The sequence below is a fragment of the Amycolatopsis sp. Poz14 genome (assembly GCF_006704225.1).
Taxonomy (GTDB): domain Bacteria; phylum Actinomycetota; class Actinomycetes; order Mycobacteriales; family Pseudonocardiaceae; genus Amycolatopsis; species Amycolatopsis nivea.
The window spans coordinates 5,893,241-5,909,906 of record NZ_JACLHD010000001.1 but is presented as its reverse complement, the minus strand read 5'-3'; the positions used below and the strand labels follow the sequence as shown (position 1 = coordinate 5,909,906).

General features: G+C 70.3%; 10 protein-coding genes. 6 read left to right on the top strand and 4 right to left on the bottom strand.

Features of this window, described 5'->3' with window-relative positions:
• Window positions 1-105 precede the first annotated feature (105 nt).
• The 4 genes from FKO37_RS27975 to FKO37_RS27960 all read left to right on the top strand — a co-directional run bounded on the left by FKO37_RS27975 (window position 106) and on the right by FKO37_RS27960 (window position 7,942).
• Entirely contained in the window at window positions 106-4,179 is a 4,074-nt protein-coding gene (locus FKO37_RS27975) for an amino acid adenylation domain-containing protein (protein WP_238606420.1), read from the top strand.
• 364 nt (window positions 4,180-4,543) lie between these two features.
• Window positions 4,544-5,143, top strand: a complete 600-nt coding sequence (cysC, locus tag FKO37_RS27970; protein ID WP_134662743.1) for an adenylyl-sulfate kinase — start codon at window positions 4,544-4,546, stop codon at window positions 5,141-5,143.
• A gap of 823 nt (window positions 5,144-5,966) precedes the next feature.
• Window positions 5,967-6,980 (top strand): ParB N-terminal domain-containing protein, encoded by a 1,014-nt coding sequence (locus FKO37_RS27965; protein ID WP_238606419.1) that lies wholly within the window; start codon window positions 5,967-5,969, stop codon window positions 6,978-6,980.
• A 200-nt stretch (window positions 6,981-7,180) separates the two neighbouring features.
• Window positions 7,181-7,942: an AfsR/SARP family transcriptional regulator gene (locus tag FKO37_RS27960; protein WP_238606418.1), complete on the top strand. Its 762-nt coding sequence runs from the start codon at window positions 7,181-7,183 to the stop codon at window positions 7,940-7,942.
• A gap of 139 nt (window positions 7,943-8,081) precedes the next feature.
• On the opposite strand, the gene FKO37_RS27955 is transcribed toward FKO37_RS27960, so the two are convergent.
• From FKO37_RS27955 to FKO37_RS27940, 4 genes are all read right to left on the bottom strand, one after another.
• The gene (locus tag FKO37_RS27955; protein WP_238606417.1) at window positions 8,082-9,122 is read right to left on the bottom strand and encodes a sulfotransferase; all 1,041 of its coding nucleotides are present in this window, start codon (window positions 9,120-9,122) and stop codon (window positions 8,082-8,084) included.
• On the bottom strand, window positions 9,119-9,739 hold the full coding sequence (locus FKO37_RS27950; protein WP_238606416.1) for a flavoprotein: 621 nt from the start codon (window positions 9,737-9,739) through the stop codon (window positions 9,119-9,121). The genes FKO37_RS27955 and FKO37_RS27950 overlap by 4 nt, the downstream gene beginning before the upstream one ends.
• Window positions 9,736-12,936, bottom strand: coding sequence for a type 2 lanthipeptide synthetase LanM family protein (locus FKO37_RS27945; protein ID WP_238606415.1), 3,201 nt, complete (start codon window positions 12,934-12,936; stop codon window positions 9,736-9,738). Before FKO37_RS27945 ends, FKO37_RS27950 begins: the two co-directional genes overlap by 4 nt.
• A gap of 95 nt (window positions 12,937-13,031) precedes the next feature.
• Window positions 13,032-13,202, bottom strand: coding sequence for a hypothetical protein (locus FKO37_RS27940; protein ID WP_167754068.1), 171 nt, complete (start codon window positions 13,200-13,202; stop codon window positions 13,032-13,034).
• A gap of 215 nt (window positions 13,203-13,417) precedes the next feature.
• On the opposite strand from FKO37_RS27940, the gene FKO37_RS27935 reads away from it, so the two are divergent.
• Window positions 13,418-14,176: an ABC transporter ATP-binding protein gene (locus FKO37_RS27935; protein WP_051728520.1), complete on the top strand. Its 759-nt coding sequence runs from the start codon at window positions 13,418-13,420 to the stop codon at window positions 14,174-14,176.
• A 5-nt stretch (window positions 14,177-14,181) separates the two neighbouring features.
• On the top strand, window positions 14,182-16,650 hold the full coding sequence (locus tag FKO37_RS27930; protein WP_238606414.1) for an ABC transporter permease: 2,469 nt from the start codon (window positions 14,182-14,184) through the stop codon (window positions 16,648-16,650).
• Window positions 16,651-16,666: the final 16 nt, after the last annotated feature.

Sequence of the window (16,666 nt, the reverse complement as noted above, 5' to 3'; positions counted from 1 at the left end):
GATCGCCGGCGTTCCTTGACGGCTGTTCCCGGCTGTGTCTAAGGTCAGGTCGCCGGCGCCGCGTTCAGGGGAGAGCCAAGGTCGCACTGGCTAGGGGGAATCTCGGTGGCTCTGTTGTCTTTCGAGCAGCAGCAATTGTGGGTGCGCTACCTGATCGACAGGCGTTCCGCCAGCTACAACATCCCGCTGGCGATCCGGATCGCCGGCCCCGTCGAAGTCGGCGCGTTCCCGGCAGCCCTGCACGATGTCGTTGTGCGACACCAGATTCTGCGAACTTTGTACCGCCATACCGGTGACGGCCCGGAGCCGGTCCTGCTCACTGTCGGCGCGGCCCGAAACCGAACATTCGCGACTTTCGAGGTGTGCGGCATAAAACCGGGAGGCTCGCTCGAGGAGGCGGTGCGGGAGTTCATCTCCCGACCATTTGATCTTGGTTCCGAAATGCCGGTTCGAGCTCGTTTATTTCAGCTTTCTGCCGTCGCTCATGTCTTCGTCGTCGTGTTTCACCACATCGCCGCGGACGGCTGGTCGATGACGCCGTTCGCCCGCGATTTTTCGCGCGCGTACGCGGCCAGGCGGGACGGGGACGAACCGACCTGGACACCGCTGCCGGTGCATTATCCGGACTACGCCCGGTGGCAGCGGGAGCTGCTCGGCGACCCCGCTGATCCGGAGTCGCTCGCCGGTACGCAGCTGGCGTTCTGGGCGGACTTCCTCCGGGACGCGCCCGCGGAACTGCCGTTGCCGTTCGACCGGCCGCGGCCACGGATTCCGTCGTTCCGCGGTGCAAGCACGACGTTTTCATTGCCCGCCGACGTGCACGCCGAACTAGTGCGCGCGGGCTCCGAAAATCGCGCGGGACTGTTCATGGTGCTGCACAGCGCGGTCGCCTGGCTGTTGCACCGGTTCGGCGCCGGCGAGGACGTCGTCATCGGCGTGCCGGTCGCGAACCGGCCCGACGACCAGCTCGCGGACTCCATCGGCTTCTTTGTCAACACGCTGGCGCTGCGGACGAAACTCCCGCGCACCGGCACGTTCGCGGACCTTCTGCGTTCCGTGGCGTCCGCCGACCTCTCCGCGTTCGACCACCAGGACGTCCCGTTCGAGCTGGTCGTCCAACGGGTCAACCCGCCGCGCTCGGCGGCCCGCCATCCGCTGTTCCAGGCGATGCTGACCTTCGACACGGAAACAGGCCGGGCGGGCGGCGACTGGGCGCTCCCCGGCGCGACCGTCGCGGACGATCCGGTCGACCACGGCGTCGCGAAGTTCGACCTCCTGTTCTCGTTCGCCGACCGGCGCGGTCCGGGCGGCGCCCCGGCCGGCGTCGAATGCCGGATCGGGTACGACGTCGCGTTGTTCGACGAGGACACGGCCCGGCGGCTCGCCGCCGGACTGCAGCGAATCCTGGCAACGGTCGCGTCGCGGCCGTCGGCTCAACTGGCCGAGCTTGCGGTGCTGACCGGAGAAGAGCGCTCGGCACTGCTGGCAACGGGCGTCGGCCCGGAGCACCGGATCCCCGAAACCACCGTCACCGGCCTGATCGACGCACAGGCCGCGCGCACTCCGGACGCACTCGCGCTCGCCGACGAGGACGGCAGGGAAGTCTCCTATGCCCAACTGGTCGCGGAGTCCGGGCGGCTGGCTCGGCGTCTGCTCGCCGAAGGGGTGCGAGCGGGCGAGGTCGTCGCGGTCGCCGTCCCCCGCTCGGCGCGACTGGTGGTCGCGCTGCTAGCGGTCATGCGGATCGGAGCCGCGTACCTGCCGCTTGACCCGGAGCTGCCAGGGGACCGGCTGCGCCACATGGTGGCGGAGACCGGCGCGCGCGTTGCGCTGGTGGCCGAGGAGACGGCCGGTGCCGTGCCCGGCTGCCCGGCCGAGCTCACGGTGTCCGACGAGACGACCGGTACCGGGCCCGCCGGACCGCCCGCGATCGCGGTTCCGCCCGGACAACCCGCCTACGTCCTCTACACGTCCGGTTCGACCGGCCTCCCCAAGGGCGCCGCCGTGTCCCACCGCGCGGTGGTGAACCGTCTCTTGTGGACACAGCGGCAGTACCGGCTCACCGGCGAAGACCGGGTCCTGCAGAAGACCCCGGCCACCTTCGACGTGTCTGTGTGGGAGTTCTTCTGGCCGTTGGTCGCCGGTGCGACCCTGGTACTGGCCGCCCCGGAAGGACACCGCGACCCGGTCGCGCTGGCCGAAGTGATCACCCGCCGCCGGATCACCGTCGCCCACTTCGTACCGTCCATGTTGGACGCCTTCATGGCGGGTCCCGAGCCGGCCGGGTGCACGTCCCTCCGACTGGTGATCTGCAGTGGCGAGGCCTTGGACGCGACGCTCGCCGCGCGCGCCCGGCGGTCGCTGCCCGGTGCCGCCCTGCACAACCTGTACGGGCCGACCGAAGCGGCTGTCGACGTCACTTTCCACGAGCACCAGCCGGGGTCGGACATCCGGTCCGTCCCCATCGGCCGGGCCATCGACAACGTCCGCACGTTCGTGCTCGACCGGCACCTGCAGCCGGTGCCGGCGAACGTGCCAGGAGAGCTGTACCTCGCGGGCGACTGCCTGGCGCAGGGGTATCACGCCCGGCCCGGGCTGACTGCCGAGCGGTTTGTCGGCTGCCCGTTCGGGCCGTCAGGCGCGCGGATGTACCGGACCGGCGACCTGGCGCGGTTCCTGCCGGACGGCGAGCTCGACTTCCTCGGCCGGGTCGACCGGCAGGTGAAGCTGCGCGGATTCCGCATCGAACCCGGTGAGATCGAGACGGTGCTGGCCGCTCACCCCGCGGTGGGGCGTGCGGTCGTCACGATGGCCGGTGCGGGAGGTCCGCGAGAGCGGCTGGTCGCGCACGTCACGATCGACCCCGTACGGGCGCCGTTGCTGGCGCGAGCAGTCGCGCTGCGCGCCGGGCAGTTGCCTGCCGGGCTCGGCCTGTGGGAACCCGGTGAAGACGTCGCGCTGGTCGGTCCCAGTGCCGCGGAAGCGGAGTTCCTGTATCGCGAAACGTTGGACGGCGGCGGGTACCTGCGGCACGGCGTCCGGCTGCCCGACGACGCCGTGGTGCTCGACGCAGGAGCGAATATCGGGATGTTCGCCATCGACGCGGCCGCGCGGTGCCGTCGACTCACGGTGTACGCGTTCGAACCGATGCCCGAGGCGTTCGCCGCGCTCGAGGCCAACGTCCGGCTGCACGGCCTCGATGCGCGCCTGTTCCGGGTGGCGCTCGGCGAAAAACCGGAGGACGAAGCGGAGTTCACGTACTATCCGCACGCGTCGATCCTTTCCGGACGCCACGCCGACGCCGAAGCCGAGCGCGCGCTGATGCGGACCTACGTCGCGAACGTCCTGCGGCAGACCGGCGTCGACGATGTCGAGGCGGAGGTGCGCGCGGACCGCCTCGAGTCGGTCACCGTGACCGCGCCGGTCGAGACGATCTCGCAGATGCTGCGCGCGAACCGGATCGAACGGGTCGATCTGCTGAAGATCGACGTCGAAAAGAGCGAGTTGCAAGTCCTCGCCGGGGTCGAGAACGCGGACTGGGCACGCATCGACCAGGTGGTCGCGGAAGTGTCGGGAGCGGCGGAGGCCGGGCAGGCCGCGGCGTTGCTTCGGCGCCACGGCTTCGCGGTGGAAGTCACCGAGGAGCGCGCGCTCGCCGGCTCCGGGCTGCGGCTGGTGCACGCGGTCCACCCGGCGCGGGTCCGGCCTGCCGGCGCCCCGCCCGAGCCGCCGAGCGCACCGCGCACCGTACGGGCGCTCGTCAGGGAACTGCGGTCCCGGCTCGCCGCCGCGCTGCCGGCCTACATGGCGCCCGCGGAGATCGTCCCGCTTCACAGCTTGCCGTTGACCGCCAACGGCAAGCTGGACCATCGCGCGCTGGCGGCAGCGGCCGAGCCGCGCCCGGCGGGCCGCGCTCCCCGGGGCCACGAGGAAACCGTGCTGTCCGAACTCTTCGTCGACGTGCTGGGGCTGGACGAGGTGTCGGCGGACGACGACTTCTTCGCCCTCGGCGGCCATTCCCTCACCGGCACGATGCTCATCACAAGGATCCGGGACCGGCTCGGCGCGGAAGTGTCGCTGGGCGACCTCTTCGACCGGCCGACCCCGGCTGGACTGGCCACCCGGCTGAGGCCCATCGACGCGCCGCGTCCCGCGCTGCGCCGCCGCGCCCGCCGATAGCCGACAGTGCCCGACGTCTGCGCGGAGTTGTCTTCTTCTGGCACGCCATGGACTGACTCCGGCAGAAGTTCTGCCGAGAATCGTGCGGATTGCCCCGTTCGCAAATTGTCCGACGATCGGGCGCTAACGAGAAAGCAGTCAGCTTCCCGCGGTTTGCGATTCAGTTTTCGGGAACACTTTCCTTGGACAGGGGATCCTCTGCGGGCTTGGCCTCTGTTTATTTGCGCGGGCAAGAACGGGGTTTCGGCAATGCGAAAGTACTTGATCGTCGGTCCGGCGACGCCGATATCCTGGTTCCTGGGAATTCGGTGAACCGGGGCTGCAGCCGGCGGCACCGAGCGAACTATTCGAGGGGGCAACGGAAATGACCGAGAACATCCATCGGCAGGCCACCGTCGTCGGAAAGGCGGCGAGAACGAGGTTGAACGGGCACGAGCCGCTGGTGATCTGGCTGACCGGACTTTCGGGTGCGGGCAAGTCAACGATTGCCAACCTTCTCGAGGAGCGGCTGCACGGAGGGGGAATGCACACCTACCTGCTGGACGGGGACAATGTGCGCACGGGGTTGAACGGCGATCTCGGGTTCGGGGCCGCCGACCGGCGGGAAAACGTCCGGCGCGTCGCGCACGCCGCAGCGTTGATGGTGGACGCGGGTCTCGTCGTCGTCGTTTCGCTCATTTCTCCGTTCGCCGCGGACCGGGAACTGGCCCGTGGACTGGTTGGCGACGGCGAGTTCTGCGAGGTGTTCGTCGACGCCCCGCTGCCGGTCGCGGAGGCACGCGATCCCAAGGGCTTGTACCGGAAAGCCCGGCGCGGCGAGCTGAAGAACTTCACCGGCATCGATTCGCCGTACGAACGACCGCGGAATCCCGACGTCCACGTCGACACGAGCGAGATTTCAGCAGGAGAAGCCGCCGACGCGATACTGGCGTGGCTGCCGGTGACGTCGGGAAAGCCAGGCTAGCCGGCCCGGAACTGGCGCGTTCGCCGCCTCGTCGAAGCGGTCGACCGGGCAGGCGGGCCCGGCCCGAGTCCACTGCCTCGGCGTCGGGCGTTGGCGGTGTCCTCAAGGTCGGCGACGGACGGCGAGAGCCGGAGACGGTCGCACCGCTGGGGTTCGGCCAGTTGCCGGATCGCCGGGCCAGATAGGTCCGATTTCGACGAGTTTTCCAGCAGGCCGGAAAAGATCTTTGGCGTCGAAACCGGCGATGATCCTCCAGGAAAACGTCCTTTTCATCCATCGTGCGGTGCTTTTGTGCCGACGGTTTCCCGGTTCGCTTCACGGGCCAACCGTCCGGGCGACCGCGCAATTCGGTCAGATATGCGCCCAGTTGCGGGCTCGTCGTCATCGGCCCCGCGCCGTCGGGACGGTGCCACATCGGGGCTGCCACGGCGTTGCGATATCCGAAGATGGCTGATTTCCGGCGAGCGGGGAATACCGAGCGGGTCGGGAGTGCTGTTCCTTAACGAAGCCTGCCTTCCGGAGGACTATCTTTACCCGGTCAGGGGTTATGTAGCCGGGGCATGGCAAGTGTAATGGTCGTACGGACGCGTCGTCCGCCTTGCGGGCGTTCGGCCGAACTGGGTGGCTTGTGGGGGAATGGTTGTCGAATCGGGGATAGGACAGCGCCCGAAAGCGGAAACGGCTCTTTTGTGCTGCGAAATCCGCGGAATCGGGAGTGGTGTCGCTTCCTGCTGTGCATGGCTCCCCCGCGTCGGGACCGTGAGCACGAGTGCGGGCGGCACTGGTTCCCGGGACGACGGCCGCACTGCGATGGGGGGATGGCATGACAGGACAGGATTACGTGCCGGTGAGCGGGACGTCCGGGTTTCCGTCCGAGCGGGCGCTGTCTGCGAAACCGGACGTGGTCATGGTCGCGGTGGCCGACCTCCTCGACGCCGATTCGCCGCGGACCGGCGGCGTCGACGCAGCGCACGTCCAGAACCTGGCGGAATCGGCGACTGAGCTGCCGCCGATCATCGTGCACCGGGCCACGATGCGGGTCATCGACGGGGTGCACCGGGTCCGGGCCGCGATCGCGCGAGGCGATGACCGGATCGCGGCCCAGTTCTTCGACGGTTCCGAGGAAGAAGCATTCGTCGTGGCGGTCCACCGGAACTCGGCGCACGGCCTGCCGTTGTCGAACGCCGACCGCACGGCTGCCGCCGGGCGCATCCTCCGGTCGCACCCGCAGTGGTCCGACCGGAGGATCGCGAAGATCGCGGGGCTGTCCGACAAAACGGTCGGAACGATTCGCCGCCGGCTGCCCGTGGCCGTGCCCGTCCAGCGGATCGGCCGGGACGGCCGGAGACGGCCGGTCAGCGCGCGGGCCGGCCGCCTCCGGGCCGGGGAACTGCTGGACCGCCGTCCGGACGCGCCGTTGAGCGAGGTGGCGGCCGAGGCGGGGATCGCGCTGAGCACGGCGCGGGATGTTCGCCGGCGGCTGAAGGCGGGCGAAGGGCCGATCCCGCCGAAACAACAGCTGGCCTCGAAGCCGAGCAGACCCGCCGGCCACGAGGCCGCACCGGTTTCCGTGCCTGCGCAGGCAGGCCCCGGCGAGGTTCTCCCGGACCTCCGCGACCTGGCGCGAGACCCGGCGCTGCGCGCGACCGCCGACGGCCGGGCGGTCCTCCGGCTGCTGAGCCTGCACACGCAGACCGCGGCACACTGGGAGCGGCTGATCGTCCGGCTTCCGCCCTATTCGCGGACGACGGTGGCGCGGCTGGCCCGGCACTGCGCCCGCACCTGGGACGCCGTGGCCCGCCGGCTCGAAGGCGATCGCGCCGTGGACCGGTTTTGAGGACGGGACGGTCGATTCGTGCTAGAAACAAAGAAGGTGGATTATCTGCGCGTTTAGTCGATTGCGGGCGTGAGGATCCGGATCGGAAACCGTCAGGAAAACGCGTCTTGGGGGAATTTCGCGTGAGACAGATCGTGTCCAGTCAGGTGTCCGTGTGTGACCATTCGGAAGGCGAGACGCTATTCCGGATTTCGGGAAGAGTGGCGCTGTCCCGGGGCGGCCGGACCACGCCGGTCGACTCGGCGATGGTGCGAGGGCTGTTCGCCGCGCTCCTGCTGGAGCGGGGCCAGTACGTGACGAAGCAGCGGCTGGTCGAGTCGTTGTGGGACGACCCGCCCCGCTCGGCGCTCGACAATCTGCGGGGATGCGTGTGGCGGCTCCGCCGGATGCTGGCGTCCGTCGACCCCGCCGCGGCGCGCAAGTTGACCACCATCGCCGGGACCCGCGGCGGCTACGCGCTGGCGGTCTGTCCAGGCCAGGTCGACGTGCTGCGGTTCACCGAACTGGCCGAAGAGGCGAGCGTTCGGCTCAGGGCCGGTGACGTCGCCGAAGCGGGAGCAGGGTTCGCCCGCGCGCTCGAGCTCTGGCGGGGACCCGCCGGGCAGGGCTGTGCCGCCTCCCGAGTGCTGCAAGCCCGGTTCCGCGCCCTCGAACAGTTCCAGTTGACCGTCCGCGAGCGGCTGGTGCACGTGAAGCTGCTGCAGGGCGCGTCCGCCGAGGTGATTCCCGAACTTCGCAGCCTGGTCGGCACGGTGCCCAACCGGGAAACGTCGTGGGCGCTGTTGATGCGGGCGTGTTACCTCGCCGGCGACCTCGCGGGAGCGCTGACGACCTGGCGGCACGCCACCGAGGCGCTCGCGGAGGAGTTCGGCTTGGATCCGTCGGACAGTTTCCGCGAGCTGCACGCGTCGATCCTGAACCGGGACGAGGCCGGGGTGCGCAACAGCGTCCTGCAGGCCTAGCGGGTCGGGACGAGAGGGCTTCCGGAGGCGACGCGGCTGCCCGACGCGCCGCCGGAGGCCTTCGCCTGTCCGCACGACAGACTGGCACAGCGCACCGCGACTCGGGAGAACCGCCCTGGGCGCCACACCCGGGCGCCATTCACTCGGGAACGGGCTCGCCGAGCAGCCGCATCCCTGGTGCGCAGGCGGAGGCCAGTGCGACTCGCCGGGCCGGGGGAAGGCGGCCGGCGGCGCCCGTGCGAGCCCCGTCGAGAACGTCGCCGGCGGCGCCGAGCCAGCCAGGATCCGCCTCGATCCCGAGGAAACCGCTCAGCCGGGCGAGTTCGTCGCGCGGCCGGGCGATCAAGTCCTCGTAGCGCAGGGTCGCGAGCCGGTCCGGCGGGAGATCGGCCAGCGCGGGCAGCCCCGCCGAAACCATGGCCGACCACATCCGCCCGAACACCTCGACCGGAATGTCCCGGTCGAGCCCGAAAGCGTTTTCGAAGCCGCCGGTGCACAATAGCGCCAGATCCGGGGGCAGTCGTTTGACGTGTTCCGGGGTGAGTTCGCGAAAATGCGGGACGCCGGCGAGGTCGAGGATTTCCGTGGCGAACGCCGCGGTGCGATATCCGCCGTGTCTGCTCATCGAAAGCGCGCAATCCGGCCCGTATCGGTACATGTGGATGAATTTCGCTTCCGGAAACGCCGCGCGCAGGGCGCTCGTCCACTCGAGCGAGTGCCCCGATCGCTCGACGACGACCCGTCGCCCGAGGCGCGTGGCGAGCAGATCGAACAGCGCCGTGTGGTGGCCGGCGGCCGTCCGTGCGGGCCAGCCGGGGACGATCTCCGAGAGTTCGTCGAACAGGCCGTCGGCGTCCTCGGCCAGGTGCGGCAGGGCCATCAGCGCGATCGCGGGGATGCCGCCGTCCTGCGCGGAGAACCGGCCGGGCCGGCGGGGGTAGAGGAACTCCGGCAGCGGCGCGTCTCGCCGGATCATCTCGTCGAACACGGGATGGGGATCCGCGAGCAACCGCCAGTACTCCGCACCGGACATCTCTCCGGCGGGCAGGGCAGCGAACCCGCCGAGGGAGACGAACAGCTCGTTGAGGCTGAGGACGTCGGGGTGCTGGTTGAGGATGCGGGACAGCACCGTGGATCCGGTCCGGCCGGTGCCCACCACGAACGCGACGGGCCGGTTCATCGCACCTCCTGCACCGGGCGGGAGTCGCCGGCCGGCGCGGCGGCGGGCTCCCGCAGCAGCTCGTCGAGCCGGCCGAGCGCGTCCGCGAACGGCGCGGGCGCGCCGACGTTCCGCTCGCCGGTCGTCATGCTGTAGCCCGCCACGGGCGGGAGGACGGCGACGTTCGGCCGGTCGTGAAGCGCCTCGACGTGCTTCCGGTAGGCGCGCCCGCCGGCTCCGCCGGGCGGCAGCGAGGGGACGAGCACGATCGGCGCCGTCGTGCACTGCAGCGAGAGCAGCAGCGGGGAGTCGGACAGCCCGAGCGCCAGCCGCCCGGTGAAGTGCAGGGTCGCCGGGTAGACGATCACCGCTTCGGCCCACCGGCCCAGCTCGACGTGCGGAGCGGCGGTGTACGGCTCGTCGGACCACTCGTCGATCCTGGATTCCGCCCCGGTGACCAGGTTGACCGCGGTCTGGGTGACGAACCGCAGCGCTTGCCGGGTCAGCAGGACCCGAGTCCGGGCGTTCGGGCAGTGGTGCCGCAAGCGCAGCACTGCTTCGGGCAGCGCGGTGACGGCGGGTGCGCCAGTGCCGGCCAGCAGCACCCGCTTGCCGTCCACGCCGGGGTAGCCGGTCATGCCGCACGCTCCGGTGCGCCGGCGGGTTCGAGCACCAGCACCGACGGGGCGTTCGCGGTATCGAGCAGCCGCATCAGGGTGAGGCAGACGCCGGCCCGGCCCAGCAGCAGCCCGGGAATGTTGCCGCCGGTGATGCGCCCGAACCGAGGGCCGCCCGAGGCGAGCGCCTTCACCAGCGCCTCGGCTCGCTGCTTCCGCTGCGGCCGCCAGTTCTCGGCGGCGGGACCGAGCTCGGACAGCACCGGCTCAGCGAGGGTGAACAGCTCGAGGCTGCCCGAGTCGCCATGGCATAGGCAGTGGTTGCCGAGCAGGCCCGCCTCGGCGGTCGCGGCGAGCGCGGCCTCCGCCTCGGCCAGGTAGCGCGGGTCAGGCGCCCGCCGATGGGCCAGCAGGCGCGCCATGCCGATCCCCGTCGAGCCGTGGCACCACAGCGTCGGGTGCTCCTGCACGATGCCCGTGAGGTCGGTGAAACCCCGCAGGTCCTGCCATGCGTTCTTGCCGGGGATGCGCAGGCTCATGTCGTGTTCGAGAGCCTCGACGCCGAGCCGGCGCACGCGGTCGTCGTCCAGTACGCGGGCCGCTTCGAGCAGTGCCCAGCCGATTCCGGCCGAGCCGTGGGACATCCCGCCGAGCGGCGGCCCGTCGTCCCGGCTCCAACCGCGTCCGGTTCCGGTGTCCACCGCGGTCGCGGCCAGCCGTTCCGCGCAGATCGCGACGATGTCGGCGAGAATCGGCATGCGGTAGCGGTCGTGCAGACCGGCGGCGACGACGGCGCAGCCGGCGAGGCCCGCGACGAGGTCGGCCGCGTCCTCCTGCCGGGCGCAGTCCCGCAGGTGGGGCAACGACGACTCGAGCAGTTCGAGGTATTCCGGGTCGCCGGTCAAGTGGTGCTGGTGGGACACCGCGTAGATCGTCCCGGACAGGCCGGCGTAGGCGCCGACTCGGAAGACGTCGCTCCCCGCTGTGCGGCGGCGGAGTTCGTCGACCACCGGACGCATGCTCCGGCGGCTCAGATCCGCGAACCGCTCGTCCTGGTAGAGCTCGGCCGCGTACCCGAAGGTCAGCGCGAGCCCCGCCAGGCCGTCGTAGAAGCTGGTGTTGAGCGGCTGGAAGCTCAACGAGCCGTCGCGGATCCCGTCCGTGCCGATCCCGACCCAGGCGCAGTCGTCGTCGCCGAGGATCGCCTCGTCCGCGAGCCGGTTCAGGGTGCGCCGGGTCAGCTCGTCCAGGCTGGGTTCGGGGACGCGGTTCGGCGCTCCGGACGAGGGCGTCGTCGTCCGGACGGCACCGCCCAGAGTGTCGAGCGCGTCCCGCAGGATCGCCAGCTGCGTGGCCCGGTGGTCCGGGCCCAGCATCGCCAGTTTCCGCTGCAGCGTCTGGCCGCTCGGCTCGGTGAAGAAGTCTTCGGCCACGACCTCGCCGCCCTGGAACAGCGCGGTCGACCCGGGCTTGGTGTGGAACGCGGGGATGTCGGCCCGCAGCAGCTGACGGCGCTCGGCCTCGATCACCGGGACCAGGTCGTCGCGCGTGGTCGCGGCGGTCCACAGTTTCTCCAGCAACTGCTCGGTGGCCAGGCCGTCGCGCAGGTAGTCGGGGTGGAACCGCTCCATGCGGAACAGGTCGTAGCGCCGGGTCGCCCTGGCCAGGAAGCGGACCTCGATGTCGTCGGCCGATCGCAAGAGCGCGGCGAACCGCTCGCGGGACGAAGCGATGGCGTCGTAGCCGTCGAGGAAGCCGCGGACGACCTCGCCGGTGTACCGGGCCGGATCCGCGGCCCGTCCGTCGACCACCGGCCGGTTCCGGGCGGGCTTGGTCTCCTTGCGCACGCCGACGATGTGCATCTGGTCGGTGAAGGGCGCCGCGATGGCAGGCATGGGCCGCGGGGTCAGCTGGGGAGTGCCGCCGCCTATCGCGCTGACGTCGATGCCTGGCGTGACGCCGTCTCCGAAGGTGCGCAGCGGCACGACAAGGGTCGCGAGCACGCTCTGGGCGAGAAAGTCGAGGGCCCTCTCGTTCGCTTTCGCGGACGAGAGGTGCCGGACGGAGGTGTGCTGCAGGATCGTCTCGAGGTCGACGGGCACGGGGGAGTCGCCGACGGCGATGACGTTGGTCATGTGGATGTCGACCGCGCCCAGGACGTGCAGGACGGCCAGCATCGCGCCGATGTGGACGTAGAAGCGGGGCAGGTCCGCTTCGCGGTCGCACGGCTCGTGCTCGAGGAACTCGCACCAGCCGTAGCCGGGCCGGGCGAGGACCCGCATGCTCTTGACGTTCAGGCCGGTCAGTTCGTTGAGCAGGTCGAGCGCCTCGGCGTAGGTCCGCTCCGGGTCGACCGGCCGGGGCTTGTGGACCAGCGCCGAGCCGTCCTCGAATTCGAAGCAGGACACGGAGCGCCCGTGGTTGTGCGGGTCTCCGAGACCGCTGCGGACACCGGTCACCACGACGTGGTCCGACAGCAGCAGCCCCTGGCGCCGGAGCTCGGGAAGGTCGGCGGCCAGCCGGGTCAGCGTCTCGACGGTGTTCGCCAGCCAGTCGGTGCCGTGCTGGACCATCGCACGCGCGAGAACCGGGTATTCGGTGAAGAGCTGCGTGCGGTAGCCGTCCCGCCGAAGCACGACCTCGTCGTAGTACGCGTAGCGCTCCTCGGGCGTTTCCCCCGTCAGCAGGCCGCCGTCCCGGGCGATGTTGAGTTCGAGGATCAATGTTCGGTGGGCGATCTCGAGAAGTCCGGTCGCCAGGCCGTCGACGAGGGTTTCGCGGGCGTGTTCGGTGAGCGCTATCCGATCGAGCGCGGCCTGACTCTCCCATTGTCGTAGTCGATCGGCGTAATGACAGATGAATGCGTCGAGAAGCCCGGAGAAAAGGAGGTTTTCGTAGGTCTCGCCGTAAAGTGCCGTGACAGGCTCGCGACTGTCCGCGGGTTTCCGTTCACCCGACAGAATGGTGTCGAGTTCCGGGACCCACGCGGTGGCCGCGCCCGCGGCCGAAAACGGTTTGCCGGCGACAAGCGCGGCGAAGGTTTCACGGGAAATCCCGGCGACGGCGAGCCGGCGGGCCATCGTCGGCTCGTCGAGGTACGCGGATTCACGCCATTCGTCGACGGCGGCCAGGTCCGCGGCGGTCGGTGCGCCGGTCCCGGCGACGTGGCGTTCTCGCAGAAATGCCGCGTGGTCCGCGCGGTAGCGGGTCGTGCCCATTGCGTCCGGGTCCTTTCGGCCGTGGCGTGCGGGCGGGCCGTCGTCCGGCCCGCCCGCACGCGTCGAACACCCTCGCGGGTCGCCCTGCGGCTACGTCAGCAGTTGCACTCAAAGGTAAAGGTGCAGATGTAGCCGCTGCTGGGCAGCGCCGCGGTGCGCGCCTCGGCCAGGTCCTCCTGGCCCAGTTCGCCGAAGCCGAGGCCGGCCGGGTGCGAACCGCTTTCGTGGGCGGCGGACTTCCAGTCGTTGATGCTCTGCGTCGGCATGCCGACTCCCTCCATGTGGAATGGATTTTTCCGATTCCGTGCGGCGGGTAGGTTCCGTCGCACGGATCGAAACTAACAACGAAGCCGTGTCCGGCCGGTGTGGCCGGCGTTGGCGGTTCGTATAGGGACCGTATATCTGCAGGTGAATTGACCGGACGCGACGATGATGATCACGCTGAGGGAATTCTCAGGTGCGGCTCGGTACGTTTCCGCGCATGGAGGAGTCTTTCTCGCGGAATCGGGCGCTGCACCGGGAAACGGTGCGCACCGCCGGAGTGACCAAGGTCTACGGCCAGGGAGGAGCGGAGGTACATGCGCTGAGGGGGGTCGACGTCGGATTCGGCGCCGGCGAATTCACCGCGATCATGGGGCCGTCGGGTTCCGGCAAATCCACGTTGCTGCACTGCCTTGCCGGTCTGGACACGGTGACTTCGGGGTCGGTCTGGCTGGGGGACACCGAGATCACCGCGCTGACCGACCGCGAGCTGACCAAGCTCCGGCGCGAGCGCATCGGGTTCATCTTCCAGAGCTTCAATCTGCTGCCGACGCTGACCGCGCGCGAGAACATCCTCCTGCCGCTGGAGATCGCGGGCCGTCGCCCCGACCCGCAACTCGTCGAACGGGTCGTGGAGCGCGTGCGGCTCGCCGACCGGCTGGGGCACCGGCCGAGCGAACTGTCCGGAGGGCAGCAGCAGCGCGTCGCCGTGGCCCGCGCACTGGTGAGCCGGCCTGAGGTGATCTTCGCCGACGAACCGACCGGCAACCTCGATTCGAACTCCGGAACCGACCTGCTGGAGTTCCTGCGGGTCTCGGTCGACGAATTCGGCCAGACGATCATCATGGTCACCCACGACCCGCACGCGGCCTCGTACTCGGACCGGGTCGTGTTCGTGCGGGACGGGCAGTTCGTCCACGAGCTGGGCCGGCCGACCGCGGACACCGTCCTCGACACGATGAAGAAACTGGAGGGCTGAGCCGGATGCTGAAGCTCACCCTCGCCGGACTGCGCGCGCACCGGCGAAGGCTGCTGCTGGCCGCGCTCGCGACGCTGCTCGGGACCGCTTTCGTCGCGGGCACGCTGGTGCTCAGCGACACCCTGCGCACCAATACCGACCGCACTGTCGCCGGCAACGCGGACAAGGCCGACGTGGCCGTAGTGGCGGACAACCAGCTGCGGAAGCTGGACCAGGCCGCCGTCGACCGGGTCGCCGCGATCGCGGGCGTCCGGCAGGTGCAGGGGCTGGTCATCGGCGACATCTCCGTGCTCGACCGCGCCGGCCGCCCGGTCCGGGATCAGCCGATGGGCTTCTCGGTCACCATGCGGACCACGGCGGTGCAGGGCCGGCTGCCCGCGGGGGACGGCGAGGCAGTGCTGGCCGAGCAGACCGCGAAGGCCCTCGGGTACCGCGTCGGGGACACGATCACCCTTGTCGACCATGCCACCGGCGAGCCCCGTCCGTTGCGGGTCAGCGGGTTCAGCAGCGTTGCCGGGCAGGGAATTCTCGCCCTGCGCGGCGGGATCGGTTTCACCGAGCCCGTCGCGCGGCAGCTGACCGGCCAGACCGGATTCTCCGAGCTGTACGTCAAGGGCGGCGACCCGCAGGGCCTGAAGGCGAAGGTGGCCGCAGCCGTCGGCAGCGGCCCGTACGAGGTGTTCTCCGGAGAGGAGTTCGCCGAGCGGCAGGCCGCGGGCAGCGGCATCGACCCGGTGGTTCTGCGCAGCGGTCTGGTGATGTTCGCTTTGATCGCTTTGTTCGTGGCGATGTTCGTCATCTACAACACCTTCAGCATCCTGGTCGCCCAGCGCACCCGGGAGCTGGCGCTGGCACGGTGTGTCGGCGCTTCGCGCGGTCAGGTGTTCGGCGGGGTACTGGCGGAATCCGCTGTCGTCGGGCTCGGCGCGGCGGTGGTCGGGCTGCTGGCCGGGATCGGAGCTGGCTATCTGGCGTTGCCCGTGATGAGTGCGTTCGGGACGCCGATTTCGCCTGGATCGTTCACCGTGACGCCGACGACGGTGGTGCTCAGCGTGCTGGCCGGGCTGCTCGCGACCGTAGCGGCGGCGCTGCTTCCGGCGGCCGCGGCGACGCGCGTCGCGCCGGTCGCCGCGTTGCGGATCCAGGCGGAGCCGCGTACCGAGCGGCTCAACCGGGCCCGCGCGGTAGTGGCCGCGCTCTTCTGCGCCGCCGGCGTCGCCAGCACCGCGGGCGGGCTGGCGAGCAACGGCAAGACGTACCCGCTCGTGCTCGTCGCGTTCGGCGGGCTGTTGTTCTTCGCGGGCGTGATTTTGCTCGGCCCGGTGATCGTCCGCGTTTTCGGGGGTGCGGTCGGCTTTCCGATCCGCCGCACGCTGGGCGTGCCGGGCAGGCTCGCCGTCGCGAACGCGATGCGGAACCCGAAACGTGCGGCCACGACAGTGCTCGCGCTCATCATCGGGATCACCTTGACCACCGGGGTATCGGTGATCACCAGCTCGCTCGAGTCGTCAGTCGGAGTGGGCGTCGGCGAAGCCCTGCCTGCCGACTACATCATCACGCCGCCGGGCGCCGACTCCTCGGTGACGTTGCCGCGGTCGGTCGGCGACGACCTCCGCGGGCACAACGGGGTCACCGAATTCACCCGGGTCCGCGAAGCCCCGGTAGTCGTCAAGGGCGCGACGTCGATGCTGAGCACGATGGAGGGCGCCATCGCCCCGGGCGTGGTGCGGGGTTCGCTGGACGGCTTCGGCCCCGGGCAGCTGGCGTTGCGTCCCGAACGGGCCAGCGAGCTCGGCGTCGGGGTCGGCGGAACGGTGTCGATGACCGTGGCGGGTCATCCGGTGGAGGCGAAGGTGGTCGCGATCGTGACCGGCAATGTCGTGCCGCGGACCCTGGTCGCGCCGGGCTGGTTCGACCGGTTGTTCCCCGGGCGGGGCGATACCAGCCTGCTTGTCAGGTTCGCTCCGGGTACCGCGCCGGACGTGTCCAGGGCGGTCGTCGACGAGGCGACGACCGCAGTGCCGACCGCGAAGATCGTGGCGACCGCCGATGCGAAAGACCGGCTCGAAGCTTCGCTGAACCAGGTGACCGCGCTGATCACGGCCCTGCTGGCGCTGGCTGTGCTGATCTCGCTGATCGGCATCGCGAACACCATGACCCTGTCGGTGCTGGAACGCTCCCGCGAGTCGGCCATGCTGCGGGCGTTCGGTCTCACCAAGCGGCACCTGCGGTTGATGCTGACGACCGAGGCGGTCATCTTCGGAATCGTCGGCGGGATCGTCGGCGTGCTGCTCGGGTGCGGCTTCGGGTTGGCCGCGGCCAGGGTCATCAACGACGACGTCGTGCTGAGCCTGCCCTACGGCCGGATCGCGCTGATCTTGGCCGGTGCGGCGGTCGCGGGGGTCGTGGCCGCCCTCCTGCCGCTGCGGCAGGCCGCGAAGACCTCGGTGGTCGAGGCGCTCGCCGTCCAGTGAAGGTGACCGCCGAGGT

What these genes read in the sequence shown, in the direction of transcription:
- cysC (WP_134662743.1), top strand. Translation starts at nt 4,544, where the DNA reads ATGACCGAGAACATCCATCGGCAGGCCACCGTCGTCGGAAAGGCGGCG.
- FKO37_RS27965 (WP_238606419.1), top strand. Translation starts at nt 5,967, where the DNA reads ATGACAGGACAGGATTACGTGCCGGTGAGCGGGACGTCCGGGTTTCCG.
- FKO37_RS27955 (WP_238606417.1), bottom strand. Translation starts at nt 9,122, where the DNA reads ATGAACCGGCCCGTCGCGTTCGTGGTGGGCACCGGCCGGACCGGATCC.
- FKO37_RS27950 (WP_238606416.1), bottom strand. Translation starts at nt 9,739, where the DNA reads ATGACCGGCTACCCCGGCGTGGACGGCAAGCGGGTGCTGCTGGCCGGC.
- FKO37_RS27945 (WP_238606415.1), bottom strand. Translation starts at nt 12,936, where the DNA reads ATGGGCACGACCCGCTACCGCGCGGACCACGCGGCATTTCTGCGAGAA.
- FKO37_RS27940 (WP_167754068.1), bottom strand. Translation starts at nt 13,202, where the DNA reads ATGCCGACGCAGAGCATCAACGACTGGAAGTCCGCCGCCCACGAAAGC.
- FKO37_RS27935 (WP_051728520.1), top strand. Translation starts at nt 13,418, where the DNA reads ATGGAGGAGTCTTTCTCGCGGAATCGGGCGCTGCACCGGGAAACGGTG.
- FKO37_RS27930 (WP_238606414.1), top strand. Translation starts at nt 14,182, where the DNA reads ATGCTGAAGCTCACCCTCGCCGGACTGCGCGCGCACCGGCGAAGGCTG.